Raw genomic sequence first — 18614 nt, 5'->3', positions numbered from 1 at the left:
ATTGCTATGGCAGGCTGGCATACACGCGCCATTATTTATCAGATTGATACCGCCCTGTTTTACGACCTGAACGGCGATGACTGTGGCGACATCGCCGGGATAACCGCCAAGCTGCGCTACATCCGCCGGATGGGCGCGACGGTTATCTGGATCACCCCGTTTTATCTCACGCCCTTTCTTGATGAAGGTTACGACGTGAGCGACCATTTGCAGGTCGATCCCCGCTTCGGAAAGCTCAACGATATTATCGCCTTTATTGAACACGCGCGGGAGCTGGGGATGCAGGTCATTATTGAGCTGCTGATCCAGCATACCTCGAACGCGCATCCCTGGTTTCAGCAGGCCCGCCGCAGCCCGCACTCCCCTTACCGTGACTACTACCTGTGGTCCGACACGGACGACGACGATACGCCCCCCATGTTTCCGGGCGTAGAGAAAAGCGTCTGGACGTGGGACGACGAGGCGGGGCAATACTATCGGCATATGTTTTACCACCACGAGCCGGATCTCAATCTGGCCTGCCCCGCCGTGCTGAAGGAGGTGGAGAACATCATCATCTTCTGGCTAAAGCTCGGGGTGTCCGGCTTTCGCCTGGACGCGGCGACGCACCTGACAAAACAAGCCGGACGCGGGGATGAAAAGAGAGGGCTGTGGATCCTCGAGCACATGCGCCGCCTCATCGAACAGCATAACCCGGACGCGATCCTTCTCGGCGAAGTCGACGTGGAGGTTGAAGCCTACAAAGATTATTTTGGGAAGAACGACCGTCTGAACCTGGTGCTGAATTTCTGGCTAAACAAGTTCTTCTACGTCAGCCTTGCGGAGAAAAGCGCGCGGCCGCTGCGCAACGCGGTGAAGAAAATGATCGTGCCGCCGGACTCCTGCTGTTTCGCCAACTGGCTGCGCAATCATGACGAGCTGGATCTGGACGGGATCGGTAAAAAAGCGAAGCAAACCGTGCTGGACGCGTTCGCGCCCGACGAAGAGATGAGCGTCTACCAGCGCGGGATCCGCCGTCGTCTTGCGCCGATGCTCAACGGCGACCAAAAGCGGCTGGCCTTTTGCCATGCGGTTCTCTTTTCTCTGCCGGGCGTACCTGTCATGCGCTACGGGGATGAGATTGGCATGGGTGATGATTTAGCGCTGGAAGAGCGTTACGCGATGCGCACGCCGATGCAGTGGGCCCCATCGCGGGGCGGCGGCTTCTCGGATGCCGACCCGGAGACCTTTATTGCCCCGATGATTGACCACGGCCCGTTCCGCTATCAGAAAATCAACGTGGCGGATTCGCTTTTACACCGCAGCTCACTCCTGCACCGCATTATCGACATTGCCAATACGCGTTCGGAGTTTCCTGAAATCGGCATCGCGCCGTTTCGTCTTATCACGATCGACAACGACGCGGTGCTGGGGATCTATTACGAAACCGATACGCGCAGCATTCTCACCTTCGTTAACTTCAGCGATAAGCCCGTCACGTTTACCGCCCGAGGGATACGCCATGCCACCTGGACCGCCTGCCTGGCGGACAAACACTACAGCGACGCGCTGGAATGCGGCAAAACCGCTGAACTCAGCCTCAGCGGTTACGGCTACCGCTGGTTCTGGACCAATCGTACCGCGCTGCGCTGATCACCTTTTGCGCGAGAACAGCAGGCGGGCCACGATGGCCCCCGTCACGGCAAGGGAGCCGAGCAGCACCTTTCCCGGCACGCCCGAGCTTATGCTGGCGGCGCGATCTTTCGCTTCGTCGGTGAAGCGCCCGTGGATCCTGTGCGGCTCATTCACCGGCCGATCCAGATAATCCTGGCAATCGTCCGCATTCAGCGTGGTAGTCATTTGCCCTTCCCAGGCCTTTTTGACCATCAGCCGATCCAGGAAACCGGGGAACAAAAACTGCCCGACGATCGACTGGATAGTGCTGCTGCCCACCCACAGTTCCCGCACCGGATTTTGCGCCACCCTGAAAATAGCGCTGGCGGCCACTTCGGGCTGAAAGACGGGAGGCACCGGGCGCATCGCCCAGGCAAACTTGTTTCTCGCCCACTCAAACTGCGGCGTATTGAGCCCCGGCATCTGCACCATCGCGAACTGCACCCGGCTGTTTTCATGCATCAGTTCGGTGCGCACGGCGTCGGTAAAGCCGCGAATGGCGGCCTTCGCCCCGCAGTAGGCGGACTGCAGCGGAATGGAGCGGTAGGCCAGCGCGGAGCCAACCTGAATAATCGTCCCGCGATCGCGAGGCGTCATTAGCTCCAGCGCGGCGCGGGTGCCGTTAACATAGCCAAAATAGGTCACCTCGGTGACGCGGCGAAATTCCTCAGGCGTCATGGTGCGAAACGGCGCCAGCACCGCGCCCATCGCGTTATTCACCCACACGTCAATGGCGCCAAGGCGGGACTCAATGTCGCTGGCGGCAGCGGTGACCGCCTCGCTGTCCGCCACGTCAGCCTGAACGGCATACGCGTTGATGCCGAAACGGCGCAGCTCCTCTTCCGTGGAGCGCAGGCTCTGCTCGTCGCGGGCAATAATGCCCACGTCGTAGCCCGCTTTGGCAAAGTGCAGCGCCGTGGCTTTCCCCACGCCCGCCGTACCGCCGGTGATGACGATGACAGCCATAGACTTCCCCCTTGCTTTAGCCGTTATCCCAGCCGGATAGCTTCTCGATCAGTTCAGACAGCGAATAACGCACCGCTTTTTCGACAACGTCCTGACACTCGCCGGAAAACAGCACGGTGCTGGTTTCCGTCTGCCCGCGAAAGCTCCAGCCAAAGCAGACCGTTCCGGCCGCCGTGCCGTCGTCTCCGCCTTCCGGACCGGCATAGCCGCTGATGGCGACGCCGATATCCGCCCCGGCTATGTCGCAGATGTTGGCTGCCATCTCGGTAACGGTTTCTTCGCTGACGGCGGTGAAGCGCTCCAGGGTTTCGGGCCGCACGCCGAGGATCTTCTGCTTCGCCGCATCGCTGAACACCACCATGCCCACGTCATAAAATTCTGCCGTATTTTCCTCCGCGCAAAGGGCGACCGCCAGGTTACCGCCGGTACACGACTCCGCGGTGGTCAAACGCAAACCTCTGTCGGTAAGCGTGCTGGCGAGCTTTTTCGTCAGCTCGCCGATCGTGGTGTTGTTATCGTGAATAAGGTTGCTCATGCCGTTGCCCCTTAACTCTTTTCAGGAATAATGGAAATATGGCCATTACGTTCAAGAATAGCGTACTTAATATCTTTAAACTCGGTTATGCCGTGATTCTGACGTGCAGAAACCAATATATCATCGCAGGATACATCGACTTTTTTCAGCTTATCCGCAATGGGAATACCGTTCTCAACCAATATTACCGGCGTGCCATCAAGAACATTCTCAACCGAGGAGGAATATTTTTTTATCAGGCCGAAAATTATATCTACCACCACCAGCGTTGTTATTGTAATCATCGCCCCGGTGACGGAAAAATCCTCGCCAAGCAGCGCCTGCTGCGTAGCCTCGCTGATAATTAACAGCAGGATAAGATCGAAGCTGGTCATTTGCAGCAGGGCCCGTCTCCCGGCAACTTTAAACACGATAACCAGAAACAGGTAAATTGCCAGGGCACGAAAAACCATGTCCATATTCGACTCCTACGGATAAATAAACTGCCAGAAGCGAATATCTGGCTCGCTGTTTACGCGGATGCTGTTTGTCCACTTCCCAGCTTTTGTCGGCGTGATGAATAACAAAACGGTAAATTTATCGTTTTGCTGTAAGCGGTCGTAAACGAGATACAGGGTATTTCCCCGGCTGTACATGCTGTCCGGCTGCGGCCAGACGCTGCCAGGCTCATACACGTCGCTGCCTTCGCTGGTCAGGCTGACGGTGTATTTACCGGCGGACGTTACCGGGAAGGAGAGCGCCATCCGCGACTCGGTTTGCCGACGCCCGAAGCGTTCATACTCCAGCGTCAGGGATTTGGCCGCGTTTGTTTTTTCAACGTCGCTTACCGCACCGCTGGAAAACAGACCGGCAATCGCCGCCACGATAATAGCTAACAGCACAATAAAACCGACCTGACGAAATGCATACTCAAACGTCAGTAAACGATTACTTTCCTTTATCCCGGGCACTTTTTCATTTTTTGGTTCCATGGCTGTGGTCACCGTTTCGCTTAATTGCCGAAATTTATGATTTTACTGTGCAAATGCTTTTAAGACTTATCACATTTGCCACATAAAGGAATAGCAACAATACTTAATAAGTCAAGACATGCAAAATGAAGGATATCAGATGAAATTATCAGCCATTTCAGCTTTGTTAATATTAATAATCCCTTCTGCATGGGCAGATAATAACGGCGGGTTACAAAAGGGAGAAGCGCCTCCACCGCCGCACGCGCTGGACAGCGGTTATCGCGGTACCGACGACGCGCGCATTATGACCATAACTCAGGCGAAAGAGATGCACGATGGTGCCTCTATTTCACTGCGCGGTAATCTTATTGACGGGAAGGACGATAAATACGTATTCCAGGATAAAACCGGAAAAATAGACGTTATTATCCCGAAAGCGGTATTTGACGACAGAACCGTAGAGCCTGACAACATGATCAGCATTAGCGGCTCGCTCGATAAGAAATCAACACCGCCCGTTGTGCGAGTCGATCGCCTGCAAAAATAATTCAGCGAAGCGTTAACGCTGTAACTATCCATCAAATCTCACCCCTAACAAGGAGTTAGCTATGAGTGATAATGAACAACGTACGAACGCTTACCCAACGCCTCCTTTCCCGGAACAGCCGCAGACGCCACCGGGCCTGGCCTCTGAAATGGAACCTGTTCCCGATCACGGCGAAACAAGCTACAAAGGGCATGGACGGCTTAGCGGTAAAAAAGCGCTCATCACCGGGGGCGATTCCGGCATCGGACGCGCGGTGGCTATCGCCTATGCCCGCGAAGGGGCAGACGTCGCCATCAACTATCTGCCTGAAGAGGAAGAAGATGCGGCTGAAGTCATCGCCCTGATTAAAGCCGAAGGGCGCAATGCCGTCGCGCTGCCGGGCGACGTGCGGGACGAAACCTTCTGTCAGAACCTCGTGGAGCAGGCGGTCAGCAAGCTGGGCGGACTCGACATTCTGGTGAATAACGCAGGCCGCCAGCAGTATCGCGAGTCGCTGGAAGAGCTGACCACGGAAGATTTTGACGCCACGTTCAAAACCAACGTTTACGCGCCTTTCTGGATCACCAAAGCGGCGCTGCGCCACCTGAAAGCACCTGCGTCCATTATTAATACGTCTTCTGTTCAGGCGGTACAGCCTAGCGCCGTGCTGCTCGATTATGCTCAGACAAAAGCCTGTCTGGCGGTATTTACCAAGGCGTTAGCAAAACAGCTGGGTCCGAAAGGGATCCGCGTTAATGCGGTCGCGCCAGGGCCATACTGGACCGTGCTGCAGCCGAGCGGCGGTCAGCCGCAGGAAAAAGTGAAGCATTTTGGCGAGAGTACGCCCCTGGGGCGTCCCGGCCAGCCGGTTGAAATCGCGCCGCTGTACGTGACGTTAGCCTCTGACGAATGTTCGTATACCTCCGGGCAGGTGTGGTGCTCGGACGGGGGCGATGGGACTATCTAAAGCAAAAGGCTGCGAAAGCAGCCTTTTTTACGTTTAAGGGGTGACGACAGGAAACCAGAAACTGAAGCTCTCCATGCAGCGCAGCATCTCATCCACCTTTGCGGCATTGCCGGCGATCGTCACCTCACCTGCCTGCTGCGCCTTTTTCAGCGTGGTCTCCCTGAGGATGATCCTGTTCAGCGTCTCGCGGCTGAGGGTTATGGTCGCGTCCGGATCTTTCGCCAGCGCGTTGGCGCTATGATTCAGCACGCCGTTCTCCAGCTCCAGCCTGTACGTTCCGCCTTCACGGCCTAAATCCACGTTAAAGACCCCTTTCGCATTCGCCGCCCTGACGCCGTTAAGGTGAACGCCGAAGTAATCGAAAATCATCTCCGTCGACATGGCGCGGACCGCATCCGGGCTGGCGGTTTTGGGCGTCGGCATTTTCTTTACACCGTAACGCAGCTCCTGCGCGCCGGTCAGGTAGGCGTTACGCCACGGCCCTGACTCGGCCTGATATCCCAGCTGTTCGAGCGCGTCCGCTTCCAGCTCGCGCGCTGCCTTATTATTCGGATCGGCAAAGACGACCTTACTCATCACCTGCGCCACCCAGCGGTAATTGCCCCGGGCATAATCAATACGGGCTTTTTCAAGGATCGCGCTGGCTCCGCCCATGTAGTCGACATACTTTTTCGCCGCGTCCACCGGCGGCAGTTCATCGAGCGACGCCGGGTTGCCGTCGAACCAGCCGAGATAATAGACATAGGTGGCTTTGACGTTGTTGCTCACCGAACCGTAATAGCCGCGGCCTGCCCAGGATTTCGCCAGCGCGTAGGGCAGCGCAAAGTTAGCGGCGATCTCATCCCGCGTCAGCCCTTTATTTGCCAGCCTCAGCGTCTGGTCGTTGATGTAGCGGTAAATATCCCGCTGGCTTTTCATCAGCTTCACCACGTTTTTATTACCCCACGTGGGCCAGTGGTGCTGCGCCATGATGATTTCCGCTTTATCTCCCCACCGGTCAATGGCGCTATTGATGTACTTCGACCACGCCAGCGGATCGTGAATTTTGGCTCCGCGCAGGGAGTAGGTATTGTGCAGCGTGTGGGTAACGTTCTCTGCGGCTTCAATGAGCTTTTTCTCTTCCAGGTACCAGAGCATTTCTGACGGCGCTTCCGAACCCGGCGCCAGCATAAAGTCATAGGTCAGGCCGTCGATAACCGCTTTCTGGCCGTCTTCGGTTATATAGTTGGTGGGGGCGATCAGCGTCACCGTACCGGCAGAGGTGGTGGTTCCGAGACCGGCCCCCACCTGGCCTTTCGCGTCGGGCTGTAGCAGGTTGCCGTGGATATAGCTGGCGCGGCGGCTCATCGCATTCCCGACCATGATATTTTCCGATACCGCTTCTTCCATAAAACCAGCGGGGGCGTAGACCTTCACTTTGCCAGACGCGACGTCGGCTTCATCGACTACGCCACGCACGCCGCCATAATGATCGACGTGGCTATGGGTGTAGATCACCGCCACCACCGGACGTTTACCCCGGTATTTAGCGTAAAGTGCCATGCCCGCTTTGGCCGTTTGGGCAGAGACCAGCGGATCGACTACGGCGATCCCTTCTTTCCCCTCAATGATGGTCATGTTCGACAGATCGAGGTTACGGATCTGGTACACGCCCTCCGTCACCTCAAACAGGCCGCCGATATTGTTCAGCTGGGCCTGACGCCAGAGGCTCGGGTTGACGGTACCCGGAGCTTTTTGCCCTTCTTTGATAAAAGCGTATTGCCGTGGATCCCAGATAACGGTGCCTTTTTCGCTCTTAATCACCGCCTGTGGCAGCGGGGCAACGAAGCCTTTATGTGCATTCCGGAAATCGGTTTTATCAAAGAAGGGCAGCTGGCCATACAGCGCATCGTTGTTCGCTTTCGTATAGGCAGTGGCTTCCTTCGCCTCCTTTTTTGCCATAACAGGCAAGGTGGCCAGCGAGGCCGATAGCAGACCAGCAACGACCATTCCACTAACGAGAGTTTTAAGCTTCATATATCCTCGAGATGTCATATTCACGCTGGTGGCGTATGGGGGAAAGGAGGCTATCACCTGGCTTTTTTTTTGACTAAAGAAAGAACGTTTATAAATAAACAACATTATTCTTCAGCTGCTACCCCCGTCAGGGATAATAATGCGTCATTTTATTCCCCGGAGTTATTCGATGAAGAGCCTGCCTCTCTTTTTGGCTATATTTAGCCTGAGCACATTATCAGGATGTAGTTCTCCCCCGCCGGACAAGGTGGAACAGATTAACCATCTGCAAATCTCGCTGGTGCTGCCGGGAGAAAAACCGGCTGCGACAGATATTTCTCATATTGCGTCGCTGTATCAGGATAATAAGCAGCAGATTGATACATTAACGCACGCGCTGAAATCAGAATATCTTCAGAACACGAGCGCAAAAGAAATTTTTGTTTCGGACAGTGCCGTTCAGCGCGTTTATGCCTCGCTGACCAAACTGGAACAATTAGATATGGTTAATCAGCAGTACCTGAAGGATAAAAACATAACGGGGCTGCAGAATATTCATATCGTACTTAAGCCGCTTATGGCCGGCTGAACGTAAAAACCCGGCATTCTGGCAGCCGGGTTTTTATTCGGGGACCTGTCACGCGCTTCAGTCGTACTGACCGAAGCGATAGCTTAGCCCTGCGGTGACGGAGCTCAGGTCGCTGCTTACGCCAATCTGGTTAGCGTTACCCACATTGCTGACCCACTGGTACTCGAGACGGCCAGCCCAGCTCTTGTTGAACGCGTATTCAGTACCGACGGCAACAAGCGGGCGCACGCCTGTTTCAAAACGATTGTGACCACTTACATCGGATTCAGCACGATAGCCCATCGCACCGGCACGACCGTAGATATCCCAGTCGCTGGTCAGCGCGTAGCTGGCCTTCAGGGACATTTGCAGGCCCTGCGCCTTCATCTGCGCTCCCGCACCGTGCTGGCCTTTTATCTGCATATTGCCTAAATAATCATAACCGCCTTCTACCGCAAGCCACGGGGTAATCTGGTAACCCGTATAAACACCGCCACCAATATTATCATGGTCAAAATCAAAGTGGTCGGAATGAGTATTATCCTGCGCTTTTGAGCCCGTACTGGTATCAAAATAGTGGGACCAGCCGAATTTCGCTCCGCCATACCATGTGCCCGCATCTGCGGCGGCAAACGCGGAAGTAGCGGAGAATGCGCTAACCATAACCAAAGCGATAACTGTCTTTTTCATAAATATACCGTTTACTTGATAAAGATAAACTTCAGGAAGCAAACGATATAGAAAAATAACGGCAGCGTTAATTTGATTTCTGTTTAATTTTAAATTCCCGCTAGAATGACTCGGGCAAATGCCGGACTTCAAGCAGATATCCACCGCGCTTAAAGGCGATATACTCTCCCTGCTTAAGGGCGGACAATACGTTGAGAATACTGCTGCGTGAAAGCAAAGTACGATCCTGAATGTATTCCAGAATAGTGGTGCGCATACGCGCCTCTTCAGGGAGCAAAATCATCTCCTGAAGATGGTTACGAATAACGGAATAGGTACGCTGCTGTAGTACCTGGGCATCGCGGAATATTAAATATGCCGTGTGGTATGAAAGCAGCGCCGCGACATCTTCCCAGACGCCCCTTGCGCGAAACAGCGCTGCAGCCTCGTCCGCATCGATACGCAAAATGGTCGACTCCCTCTCCGCACGCAGAAAATGCCCCTGCGTGGGCTGGATCATCTCCGCAATGCCAAACAGATGCGGCTCGTAGACGGTTACCACCACCAGCCCATCGGAGGCGCGCAGCAGCGACAGCTCCCCTTCGAGAAAGAGATACATCTGCTGCTTCCCTTTCCGTAACCAGGTGAGGCGCTTGCGGGGGACCACTTTCACCTTCTCCGCTATCGGCTCAAGGATAGCGGTCAGTCTTTCGATAGAGCGTTCTGGCCGAACGGGCGGTAAAATATGCATGGCGCAACCTTCCGACATTAAGTACCTGCCATTATAGACCATATATTTTAAGCGGTTAGCAGATCAAAACTGATAGCTATAGTTAACGCTGGCAAACCAAAGATAAGGTTGGTTGTAGCTTCCGGCAAAGATATCCGGCGATTTCACGCGCGATGACTGCATGTGAAGGTACGAGACGGCAACACCAATATTGCTGGCCGGGGTGATCTGATACTGCGCCCCCGCCCCGAACCGCCACTCATCGCCGGTAGGTAAGGTTAAGGCCACATCGCTCTGGCTTTCATACGGCGAGCTGTCAAACGCCACGCCGGCGTTGAGTCGCCACTGAGCGGTTGGGCGATACTGTACGCCCGCCGCGCCGTGCCAGGTATCCTTCATGCGGCTGACGTTATTCAGCCGCTGGTCACCCAAGACGATTTGCGGTGCACCGAACTGGCTCCAGTCCTGCCAGCCAAGATCGCCCATCACCGACCACTGAGCGTTTATATCGTGAACGAGGCTGAGCATAATTTGCTGCGGCGCTCGGACCTGTGCCGATACCGGCAGATCGTATGCACCGCCTTGCAGCCGAGCTTTACCGTCAATATTGAAGCGATAGTCCGTCTCGCTGTTCCATGTAATACCGGCCCGCGTCTGGTCAGTCAGCTGCATCAGCAGCCCGAGCCGATAGCTCATGACCCAGTCCTCGTCATGCTGCCGATAGTCGTTATCGTTGACGTTGCGGGTCAGCGAGAAGTATCCGTAATTGACGTTGGCAGAAGCCCCCAGCGAGAGACGGTCGTTGAGCTTATAGGCCAGGGACGGGCTGAGCGTCATCGCCACCATGGTGCTCTTTTTGATCAGCCTGTCGCCCGCCCAGCTGCCGTAGTCGATCCCCAGGCCATAGTTGCCGTAAAGCCCGATCCCGGCATACAGGTTATCGGTCATTTTCTGACTGTAAAAAGCGCTGGCATTCGGAATGGTTTTCATCACGTCGCCGGGGCTTTGATGGGCATCGTTATCAAGCTGGTTATCGATGGACCCATCCATCACCTGTAAGCCACCGGTCACCATATGCTCCGGCAACCGCGTCATGCCGGCAGGGTTGGTCATGATGGTGGAGGCATCCTGCGCGCGAGCCGCCTGCCCCGCGCCGGCAAGCGCGGTATCTTCGGTGCCAGCTTCATAAAAATAGAGGGCGCTGGCATGAACACTGGAGGAGGCTAACAGGCCAGCGCACAGGAGGAGTCGTGTTTTCATCTGCGATCCGGGAAATAAAGAATTTGCCGACAGATATAACAGGGGGAAAAGCGTCCGTAAAAAGAAAGGGGGTTTAATTTTAAATTATCGGAGACAGAAGCCGGGCGGATTCAAAACCTCGCAGCCCAGCGCGCGACGAAAGCCGTTCTCAAGAAGAGCATTGAGAAACGAGGTGAATAGCCCGTAAATTCTGATAATTAGCTCAGAACGTGCTGCTGGCTGCGAAGATAGGTTTCAATCGCCATCCACTCCGTCAGTCGCTTATAGAGCAGCAACAGCCTGCGCGGCAGGACAGTGACCAGCTGCTGTTCCGCATCAACCTGCATCGCGCCGTGAGAGTGCCTGTGGCCGATTTCGCGACAGAGCATGTTGGTTAAAGACAGGAGCTGATAATAATCCCTGCGCAACACCCGTGGCATATCATGCAGAGTTATGTGGCACAAGCACTCGTGATAAATACGCTCCTGTCGCGCTTTAATCTCCGCATCCTCTGCAAGAATCAAGAGCGCGGCCTCCAGCCTTTTTTGTACGGCAATCATTTTATCCATTTAATGAGCCCCTTGCGGCTTATACGCTGTGGTCGAACTTTTTATAAAGCCCGGTCAAATTAGTGACCGCGAATTTTCGATAAATATTGCGCCGATGGTGGCTGACGGTTTTTCCCGTCAGATCCAGGTAGCGCGTAATCTCTTTATTCTTTTTTCCTGACACAATATAAGGCAGCAGCATCGTTTCCATTCGCGTCAGGCGTTTTTCTTTTTCGAGATGGTGCCAGCGGCTATTTTTGACAATCGTCACCTGCTGATCTTCAAGCGCAAAATGGGCAAGACAGGCGCTAATTTTACGTACGGCGATTTTACAGTCGATGGTGCAGTCCGCAATGGTATTAATAAGAATATTTTCTATCGTGCTGTCATAGCAGATATCCCGGGTAACAAGAATAAAATAGCTGTTCTCGTAGCGATTTTTTATTTCCAGCAAACTATTCAGCACGCTGATATCCGACTGGCCATAATCCACCAGGACGACTTTAGCGCGCAAAAGCTCCTCTTTTTTGACGTGTTTAATATCATCGATATACAGCACCTTTTTGAATGAAGGTGCCTCAATCCTCATGCTTTCTGCCAGCGCGGCAAAGCCCTGCCTGAAATATCTACAGGATGTCACAACTATAATCATCGCCATTACCCTATCATCACTGTGGATATAAATATAATCAGTGAGAATCTATTTAATTTCAATTACTACTTTTCGCGAGATTATAAGAATATTCCTAAGCAATAAGAGGCAATTCGTGCGCTTCCTCGCAAAATACCGCAATTAGATAAATTATTCACATGTAATTACAGCGGGATATATTTGCTGATGAGACTTTTCCAATAACGAGTAGACCAATCTGACCTTAAGCCATATTCCCGTGTGTTATGCTGCAAAATGTAACGAAGGATTAATCCGTGTATACGTTTTTATATTTGCGTAAGCGAAATAAACGGCGTAGCGCTATATAGAGGGAATTAAAATGACGGAATCATTTCAACTGACGAAAGTCGCCGCAAGTATGAGCATGATATTAGGTGGCAGCCTGATGCTGGCACCATCGTTTGCCAACACCTGCACTACTTTTTCAGCCGCCGGAACCTGCGGATTGACCGAATACCAGATGACCTCAAAACTGGATCCCGTGCCGACGGCCTGGTATTTTACCCAGCCAACCCAGGACGCAGCGATTAACGGTCAGGCCAAAAAACAGAATATCTATTTCGCCAGCGGCAGCTCTTCCCGTCAGGCAAGCGACGTGCAGCAGCTTAGGGTGGACGGCGCGGATCTCAGCGGGTATTACATCAACGCCAGTAAAAACGGCTCGGCCGCGATAACCCTGGCCAACAACGCTAAGGTAGACTGGCTTGAAGCCGGGGGCGCTACGACCCATACCAAAATCATTATCGATGACTCTACCCTGAACGGCGCCAGCGCCCAGGTGGATTACGATAAGACCGCCAGAACGCCGACGTTCTCGAAAAATTATGCTAAAGGCTACGCCATTTACCTCTCCGCCGGCGACAATGGCAACACCGATATTGATATCCAGAACGGCAGCGTTATTAACGGCAAGATCCTGGCCGGCGGGGCGGGAACACACGATATTACCCTGCGCGACAGCCGCATTCAGGGCGGCAGCATTCTGCTGAGCTCAACCAAAAATGACAACACTATCTCCGTTATAAACAGCAGCATCGACACCACCGGTGCCGTGACCGCCACGGACAACGCCATCAATATCACCAACGGCTCAACCCCTGATAAAACGCACGCGGTGACGATTGATAACAGCCGCATCACAGGGTCGGTCAATATTGCCAGCACCGGCAGCACCAACGCGCTGAGCGTTAAAGACTCCACCATTAGCAAAACGATCCAGGCCGACGGTAACGCCGTGACGATGAAGAACGGCGCGACCACCCTGCTGACCCTGGACAACAGCGAGGTGAGCGGCCATGCCCTGCTGTCCGGTACAGGAAGCATCACCGCCTCGCTGGCCCAGGCGCGCCTTCACGGCAATCTTACCGCCAGCAAGGCGGCACAGGTTGCGCTGGAGATAACCGCCTCGACGCTGGACGGCATCCTCGACGCCAGCGCGGGCAGCGACGCCGCCCTTAACGTCACCGACTCCACCCTCGGCAATTCCGACCAGGCCGACGGCACCGCCCTGAGCCTGAAGGGGGAGAAAACCGCCGTTCTGACGCTGAGCAACAGCGGCGTGAACGGCCATACCCTGCTGGAGGGCAGCGAAAGCGTCTCTGCAACGCTGGATAACGCGCAAATCAGCGGCAGCCTTGTCGCCAGCGGCGCGGCCAGGACGACGCTGGATATCACCCGTTCGACCGTGAAGGGCAACATCGAAGCAGGCCAGGGCAGCGTGGATCTGCACCTGACCAACAGCACACTCGGCGGCGACGTTAACCTCGCCAGCGACGGCCAGAAGGCAAGCGACGTCTGGCTGGACAATAGCCGCGTGGCGGGCCATCTGTACGGCGGCGCGGCCAGCACCCTGCATCTGGCCGCTATGCCTACCTTTGAGGGTGCCCAGTTCAGCCGCTTCGGTACCCTGGAGGTGACCGGCGATACCGTTCTGAACGGCGGCTTTACCAATAATAACGTCGGATCGGCCCTGAACGTAAAAGGGAACACCGTCACCGCTCCGGTCCGGCTGAGCAGCGGCAAGCTCACCTTCAGCCACACCCGGCTGGTTGCCGATACGCTGGCGCTCAGCAGCGGAGCCTCGCTGAACCTGGCCAACCACAGCCAGCTCCAAACCCGCGCCGACCAGCTGTTCAACGCCGCGGCCAGCTCCACCGAACCGGTGAAATACAACGATACCGGAGCGCGCACCCACCTTACCGACAGCACCCTGATCCTGACCGATGCCGCCTATCAGCTGGATTACGTTAAAGGGGTAAACGGCCTGCTGGGCCAGAGCCAGGGTAACGCGCTGGTGATGCTGGGCACGCTGCAAAATCCGGAGAACGCCAGCGGTACCGCCAGCGTGATCGACGCCGCCATCACCGGCGCGGTGCTGGCCAATACCCAGGTCACCTCTGCTAAAAACCAGCTCTACATCGGCGCGGAGAGTGCCCCGTCCGACCAGGCCATCGCCGTGCCTACGGGCTTTGGTGCCTCGCAGCTGCGCTTTGAAGGAGAAGGCAAACCGTCTGTGACCATCGGCAACGCTCAGTCGCTAACCCTGACCGGCGCGGCGGGCGCCCTGATCGAGGTCGCCGGCGCGCCGCAAACTCCGGTTGCCGTAGCGGTTAATAACGGCACGCTGAATCTCGGCGTGACGGCCATGCAGGACGTAACCGCGCACCTGACCGGCACCGTCACCATCGCTCCGCAGGGCACCATGAACGTCGTTGCGGGCGACCATACCCTCACCTCCGGCGGCACGGCTGCCGGGATCGTCAGCAGCGGCCTGCTCAACGTGGCCCATCAGGCCACCCTGCACGCCGACGCGGCGCTACAGGATCAGGGGCAGCTGGCCGTAACCGGCGCGCTGCTTGCAGGCCAGCTTACCGCCGCCGAAGCGTCGCAGATCGCGGTTGGTGACAGCACCGCCGCCGGGTCGCTGATGGCAGAGCGTCTTGATCTTCAGGGTGCCCGGCTGTTTATCGACCCGGCCTGGACACCGGGCGGCACCCTGGCGGATGCCTCCCGGGTGGCAAGCGGCGGCAGCGAGGTTAACGGCCGCGTAACCGTGGGGCAAAACGCCCTGCTGGTGCTGGGGGATACCTCCACCGCCGTGGCCGAAGCGCGCTTTGCGGACAGCGGACTACGCTGGGGTGAAAACGCCATCACGGCGGCGGTCCCCATACAGGCGCCGCAGTATCTCAACGCCGCCCAGGGCGGGCTGCGGGTTGACGGCACTCTGACCGGCAGTTCAGCCGACCGTGACGCCGCCTTTAACAGCGTCGATTTTGCCGATCGCTCTCTCCTGATGCTCAGCACCAAAGAGATGACCAACGGCCAGGCCGCGCTGAATGCCACCGGCGGCAGCCTGAGCGTGGCGGACAGCGCCGCGCTTTATGTCGCAGATGCGAAGGCCAACCAGACCTATGCGGTTGCCAGAGGCTTTAGCGACGTCAGCATCGCCGGAAACGGCTGGCAGAATGAGAACCTTCTGCTGAATAAACTGCTGACGGCCACGACGCAGGAGCGTGATGGCGAGGTGCTGGTCACCACCCGGGCACGCGCCGCACAGGACGTCCTGCCGGGGGTGGTCACCGCACACGCGCTGGATCGGCTTATCGCCAGCGGGGAAAACTCACGCACGGCCACCCAGGCGGGCGCGCGTTATCTGTCCGTTGCCATCGATATCCCGCAGGCGAGCGTGGAGGACGTGGTGAGTACCGTTAACAGCGCGGCGCAAATCGCGACGGCGGGAGGCGTGCAGCATAATACCTGGGCGGCGGGCAGCGCGGCGGTGGATGCCGTGATGGAGCGTAACTCCGTTGCTAACGCGGCGCTGCAGCCTGCTGACACCGACGCCAGCGTCTGGGTTCACGCCCTGTACGGCAACCCGCGCAGCAGCGATCTGCGCGCCGGGAACCTGAGCTACGGGCAGGACAGCAGCTTCTACGGCTTAATGATGGGGGGAGACAAGGCCTGGCAGACCGATCGCGGTACGCTGCGCAGCGGCGCGGCGTTTCATGCCGGTAACGGCGACAGCGATTCACGCGGTGACGTCAGCGCTACCCATAATGATTTCAGCTTCTGGGGCATAACCCTGTACCAGAACTGGAGTCAGGATCGCTGGAACCTGACGGGCGACGTCAGCCTGACCCAGACCAGCAGCAACGTTGACCAGAAACAGCCGGGCTGGATGGAGGCAGGCGGCAAGCTGAAGGCAAACGTGGACGGAATGCTGTTCAGCGCGGGCGTTCGGGGCGAGTACCTGATCGAAACCAACGTGCTGGATATCATCCCCCATGCAGGCGTGCGCTATAACCAGCTCACAACCGATGCCTTTGATACCAAAAACAGCCAGGATGAACGCGTCTTCCATACCGATAAAGGCACGCAGACAATCTGGCAGTTCCCGGTAGGTGTGAAAGTGGCGAAAGCCTTCTCGCTGGATTCAGGCTGGACGCTGAGCCCGCAGGCCGATGCTGCTGTGGTCGCCGTCAGCGGCGACAGGGAGAGTCAGAACACCCTGCATACCGTTGGCATTAGCGCCAGCGATACCATTCGCGCTGAGATTATGGACGACACCGCCTTTAACGGCCAGCTGGGAATAAAAATGCAGAAACGCAATATGACGTTCGGCGTGGGATATAACGTTAATGCCTCTCAGCACGACACCAGTCAGACCGTGAGCGCTACCTGGTCGCTCGCCTTCTAAACATAAAAAGCCACATACTCAGGTATGTGGCTTGTCGATGTATCTCTTACAGAACGCCGATGTTTAGTCACGTTATGGCGCTGGCATACGTACGCGCACAAGAATACAAACCCACATTTACCGCATAAAAATTCAGTGCTAGCATGGAAGATCTTACACTTGTGTTATCTGGAGCTGGCTATGCTGGACATAACTCATTTCGGGCTTTTTGCCCTGTCTGTACTCCTGCTTTCCGTTACCCCTGGGCCTGATATAGCCTACGTGGTCGGTCAAAGCGTGGCGAATGGTAGACGAGCGGGAATTATCTCTGCCGCCGGGGTTGCATTAGGTAGCTGTACGCATGCGGTTGCAAGCGCCGTAGGGTTAACCGCGCTGATCGCAGCGTCGCCGGTGATGTTTACCGTTATTAAGTATCTCGGTGCAGCTTATCTGGTGTATCTCGGCAGTAAGATGATTTTGGGAACCCTGACGAAGCAAACCTCGGATCGCAGCGAAGCAGACGCCGTTAAAACAAAAGCGACCCATGCGAGTCTGCTGACTAAAGGTTTCATAACCACCTTAACCAACCCGAAGGTGCTGCTGTTCTTCATCTCTTTTTTCCCTCAATTCGTTTCACCCGGTGGCGAGCACAATGCGGCTTCTTTTCTGGTCCTGGGGATGACCTACGCGCTGATCGCTTTTATGACTGATTTAACGTTCGCCGTGCTTGCTGGTAGTGCCGCTGGCGCCGTTTCACGAAACAGAAAGCTGCAGAAATTGCTGGATCGAATTGTTGGCGTAACATTTATTGGGTTAGGTCTACGATTGGCGATGACTCGCCGTTGAGAATAAGGGCGAACAGCCCTTTATTCCTGGGGCTATGAAAATTATGCCACAAACCAACCCCGCGGCTGATGCGGGCGTAGAACAACAGGTCGTTTCAGCAGTACTTGCTAAAGCAGGGCGACATTACTCACTGATGAATGAAAAGTGGATATACCTGGAGATTGGAGCGGGCGAAGGGAATCGAACCCTCGTATAGAGCTTGGGAAGCTCTCGTTCTACCATTGAACTACGCCCGCTTTGAGGTGCGTAAGGCATTATAGACCTTACGCTTCTTCATACAAGCCTCTGCGTCACTAAGTGGCGATTAAATAATCACTTAGCACTTCGGTTTACTGCCCTGTGCAGGAAGATAACGTTGCGGATCGATGGCCGTCGCCTTGTAGCGGATCTGGAAATGCAGCTTCACCGTATCTGTGCCGGTGCTGCCCATGGTCGCAATCTTCTGCCCTGCCTTCACGTTCTGGCCGTTGTTGACCAGCATCGTGTCGTTATGCGCATAGGCCGTAATATAGTCCTCACCGTGCTTAATCATGATCAGGTTGCCGTATCCGCGCAGCTGGTTGCCGACATAAACCACCTTCCCGGCGCCGGAGGCATAAACCGGTGTACCGCGTGCGGCAGCGATATCAATGCCTTTATTGCCACCTTCAGAGAGTGAGTACGGGGCCACGACTTTTCCGCTCGCAGGCCAGATCCAGCAGCGCTGTCCGACCGGCGGCCACGATGATTTTGGAACCTGGTAGGATGGCGTTACCTTAGCCGTTTTGCGCGTTGAGGACTTTTTACCTGAGGATGAATCGCCGTTAACCTTGAGTTTCTGCCCTATCTCAATGGTATACGGTGGGGAGATGTTATTCAGGCGTGCCAGCTCCTTCACGCTGGTTCCCGTAGCACGTGAGATGCGGTAGAGCGTATCCCCGCGCTTAACGGTATACACTGCACCAGAATAACTGCCCATATCCGAAGATTTACTCCCCGAGCATCCCGCCAGAAATAGCGTCAGCGTCAGGCAGAAAACGGCAATGATGGGATTTCTCGTCAGGCTTCCTGCAAACAAAACAGCTCCTCGGT

The 18614-nt window shown here is 55.7% G+C and carries 17 protein-coding genes and 1 tRNA gene; 6 read left to right on the top strand and 12 right to left on the bottom strand.

The features are described 5' to 3' along the window. Window positions 1-6: 6 nt before the first annotated feature. A complete protein-coding gene (locus tag HWQ14_RS09385) occupies window positions 7-1632 on the top strand; it encodes an alpha-amylase family protein (protein ID WP_176609556.1) in 1626 nt (541 codons plus the stop codon). On the opposite strand, the gene HWQ14_RS09380 is transcribed toward HWQ14_RS09385, so the two are convergent. From HWQ14_RS09380 to HWQ14_RS09365, 4 genes are read right to left on the bottom strand one after another with little or no spacing between them, the layout of a single operon-like run. Next, the gene (locus tag HWQ14_RS09380; RefSeq protein WP_176609555.1) at window positions 1633-2619 is read right to left on the bottom strand and encodes an SDR family oxidoreductase; all 987 of its coding nucleotides are present in this window, start codon (window positions 2617-2619) and stop codon (window positions 1633-1635) included. Window positions 2620-2635: 16 nt separating this feature from the next. Then, window positions 2636-3154 (bottom strand): 2-oxo-tetronate isomerase, encoded by a 519-nt coding sequence (locus tag HWQ14_RS09375; protein WP_148418572.1) that lies wholly within the window; start codon window positions 3152-3154, stop codon window positions 2636-2638. Window positions 3155-3165: 11 nt separating this feature from the next. Further along, window positions 3166-3612 carry a DUF421 domain-containing protein gene (locus HWQ14_RS09370; protein ID WP_148418571.1) on the bottom strand — a complete coding sequence of 149 codons (447 nt, stop codon included), beginning with the start codon at window positions 3610-3612 and terminating at the stop codon, window positions 3166-3168. A 9-nt stretch (window positions 3613-3621) separates the two neighbouring features. Beyond that, window positions 3622-4125, bottom strand: coding sequence for a hypothetical protein (locus tag HWQ14_RS09365; protein ID WP_176609554.1), 504 nt, complete (start codon window positions 4123-4125; stop codon window positions 3622-3624). A 139-nt stretch (window positions 4126-4264) separates the two neighbouring features. Between HWQ14_RS09365 and HWQ14_RS09360 the strand changes: the two genes are divergently transcribed. Together HWQ14_RS09360 and HWQ14_RS09355 are read left to right on the top strand one after the other, a co-directional pair. Continuing rightward, window positions 4265-4654 (top strand): YdeI family stress tolerance OB fold protein, encoded by a 390-nt coding sequence (locus HWQ14_RS09360; RefSeq protein WP_148418569.1) that lies wholly within the window; start codon window positions 4265-4267, stop codon window positions 4652-4654. A 61-nt stretch (window positions 4655-4715) separates the two neighbouring features. Beyond that, complete coding sequence (locus tag HWQ14_RS09355) at window positions 4716-5600, top strand: SDR family oxidoreductase (RefSeq protein WP_148418568.1); 885 nt, start codon at window positions 4716-4718, stop codon at window positions 5598-5600. A 33-nt stretch (window positions 5601-5633) separates the two neighbouring features. On the opposite strand, the gene HWQ14_RS09350 is transcribed toward HWQ14_RS09355, so the two are convergent. Then, complete coding sequence (locus HWQ14_RS09350) at window positions 5634-7616, bottom strand: alkyl/aryl-sulfatase (RefSeq protein ID WP_176609553.1); 1983 nt, start codon at window positions 7614-7616, stop codon at window positions 5634-5636. Between the two features lie 169 nt (window positions 7617-7785). On the opposite strand from HWQ14_RS09350, the gene HWQ14_RS09345 reads away from it, so the two are divergent. Next, complete coding sequence (locus HWQ14_RS09345) at window positions 7786-8184, top strand: hypothetical protein (protein WP_176609552.1); 399 nt, start codon at window positions 7786-7788, stop codon at window positions 8182-8184. Window positions 8185-8241: 57 nt separating this feature from the next. Here the strand turns inward: HWQ14_RS09345 and HWQ14_RS09340 are convergent, their stop codons facing one another. From HWQ14_RS09340 to HWQ14_RS09320, 5 genes are all read right to left on the bottom strand, one after another. Further along, a complete protein-coding gene (locus HWQ14_RS09340) occupies window positions 8242-8853 on the bottom strand; it encodes an outer membrane beta-barrel protein (protein WP_176609551.1) in 612 nt (203 codons plus the stop codon). 100 nt (window positions 8854-8953) lie between these two features. Beyond that, entirely contained in the window at window positions 8954-9583 is a 630-nt protein-coding gene (locus tag HWQ14_RS09335; protein ID WP_148418565.1) for a winged helix-turn-helix transcriptional regulator, read from the bottom strand. Window positions 9584-9646: 63 nt separating this feature from the next. Beyond that, complete coding sequence (locus tag HWQ14_RS09330; protein WP_176609550.1) at window positions 9647-10822, bottom strand: OmpP1/FadL family transporter; 1176 nt, start codon at window positions 10820-10822, stop codon at window positions 9647-9649. 197 nt (window positions 10823-11019) lie between these two features. Further along, the gene (locus HWQ14_RS09325) at window positions 11020-11370 is read right to left on the bottom strand and encodes a hypothetical protein (protein WP_176609549.1); all 351 of its coding nucleotides are present in this window, start codon (window positions 11368-11370) and stop codon (window positions 11020-11022) included. 19 nt (window positions 11371-11389) lie between these two features. Further along, on the bottom strand, window positions 11390-12007 hold the full coding sequence (locus HWQ14_RS09320) for a LuxR C-terminal-related transcriptional regulator (RefSeq protein ID WP_176609548.1): 618 nt from the start codon (window positions 12005-12007) through the stop codon (window positions 11390-11392). 334 nt (window positions 12008-12341) lie between these two features. On the opposite strand from HWQ14_RS09320, the gene HWQ14_RS09315 reads away from it, so the two are divergent. After that, complete coding sequence (locus HWQ14_RS09315; RefSeq protein ID WP_176609547.1) at window positions 12342-16718, top strand: autotransporter outer membrane beta-barrel domain-containing protein; 4377 nt, start codon at window positions 12342-12344, stop codon at window positions 16716-16718. 180 nt (window positions 16719-16898) lie between these two features. Beyond that, entirely contained in the window at window positions 16899-17543 is a 645-nt protein-coding gene (locus tag HWQ14_RS09310) for a LysE family translocator (RefSeq protein ID WP_176609546.1), read from the top strand. Between the two features lie 162 nt (window positions 17544-17705). Here HWQ14_RS09310 and HWQ14_RS09305 read toward each other — a convergent pair. Together HWQ14_RS09305 and actS are read right to left on the bottom strand one after the other, a co-directional pair. Then, window positions 17706-17779, bottom strand: a tRNA-Gly gene (locus tag HWQ14_RS09305). 80 nt (window positions 17780-17859) lie between these two features. Next, window positions 17860-18600, bottom strand: coding sequence for an amidase activator ActS (gene actS, locus HWQ14_RS09300; protein ID WP_176609545.1), 741 nt, complete (start codon window positions 18598-18600; stop codon window positions 17860-17862). Window positions 18601-18614: the final 14 nt, after the last annotated feature.

Source organism: Enterobacter cloacae (assembly GCF_013375935.1).
Classification (GTDB): domain Bacteria; phylum Pseudomonadota; class Gammaproteobacteria; order Enterobacterales; family Enterobacteriaceae; genus Enterobacter; species Enterobacter pasteurii.
Note: the sequence above shows the minus strand (reverse complement) of the source record. Positions and strands in the feature narration are given on the sequence as shown.

What these genes read in the sequence shown, in the direction of transcription:
- HWQ14_RS09315 (WP_176609547.1), top strand. Translation starts at nt 12,342, where the DNA reads ATGACGGAATCATTTCAACTGACGAAAGTCGCCGCAAGTATGAGCATG.
- HWQ14_RS09380 (WP_176609555.1), bottom strand. Translation starts at nt 2,619, where the DNA reads ATGGCTGTCATCGTCATCACCGGCGGTACGGCGGGCGTGGGGAAAGCC.
- HWQ14_RS09385 (WP_176609556.1), top strand. Translation starts at nt 7, where the DNA reads ATGGCAGGCTGGCATACACGCGCCATTATTTATCAGATTGATACCGCC.
- HWQ14_RS09370 (WP_148418571.1), bottom strand. Translation starts at nt 3,612, where the DNA reads ATGGACATGGTTTTTCGTGCCCTGGCAATTTACCTGTTTCTGGTTATC.
- HWQ14_RS09375 (WP_148418572.1), bottom strand. Translation starts at nt 3,154, where the DNA reads ATGAGCAACCTTATTCACGATAACAACACCACGATCGGCGAGCTGACG.
- HWQ14_RS09365 (WP_176609554.1), bottom strand. Translation starts at nt 4,125, where the DNA reads ATGGAACCAAAAAATGAAAAAGTGCCCGGGATAAAGGAAAGTAATCGT.
- HWQ14_RS09345 (WP_176609552.1), top strand. Translation starts at nt 7,786, where the DNA reads ATGAAGAGCCTGCCTCTCTTTTTGGCTATATTTAGCCTGAGCACATTA.
- HWQ14_RS09355 (WP_148418568.1), top strand. Translation starts at nt 4,716, where the DNA reads ATGAGTGATAATGAACAACGTACGAACGCTTACCCAACGCCTCCTTTC.
- HWQ14_RS09360 (WP_148418569.1), top strand. Translation starts at nt 4,265, where the DNA reads ATGAAATTATCAGCCATTTCAGCTTTGTTAATATTAATAATCCCTTCT.
- HWQ14_RS09350 (WP_176609553.1), bottom strand. Translation starts at nt 7,616, where the DNA reads ATGAAGCTTAAAACTCTCGTTAGTGGAATGGTCGTTGCTGGTCTGCTA.
- HWQ14_RS09325 (WP_176609549.1), bottom strand. Translation starts at nt 11,370, where the DNA reads ATGGATAAAATGATTGCCGTACAAAAAAGGCTGGAGGCCGCGCTCTTG.
- HWQ14_RS09340 (WP_176609551.1), bottom strand. Translation starts at nt 8,853, where the DNA reads ATGAAAAAGACAGTTATCGCTTTGGTTATGGTTAGCGCATTCTCCGCT.
- HWQ14_RS09330 (WP_176609550.1), bottom strand. Translation starts at nt 10,822, where the DNA reads ATGAAAACACGACTCCTCCTGTGCGCTGGCCTGTTAGCCTCCTCCAGT.
- HWQ14_RS09335 (WP_148418565.1), bottom strand. Translation starts at nt 9,583, where the DNA reads ATGCATATTTTACCGCCCGTTCGGCCAGAACGCTCTATCGAAAGACTG.
- HWQ14_RS09310 (WP_176609546.1), top strand. Translation starts at nt 16,899, where the DNA reads ATGCTGGACATAACTCATTTCGGGCTTTTTGCCCTGTCTGTACTCCTG.
- HWQ14_RS09320 (WP_176609548.1), bottom strand. Translation starts at nt 12,007, where the DNA reads ATGGCGATGATTATAGTTGTGACATCCTGTAGATATTTCAGGCAGGGC.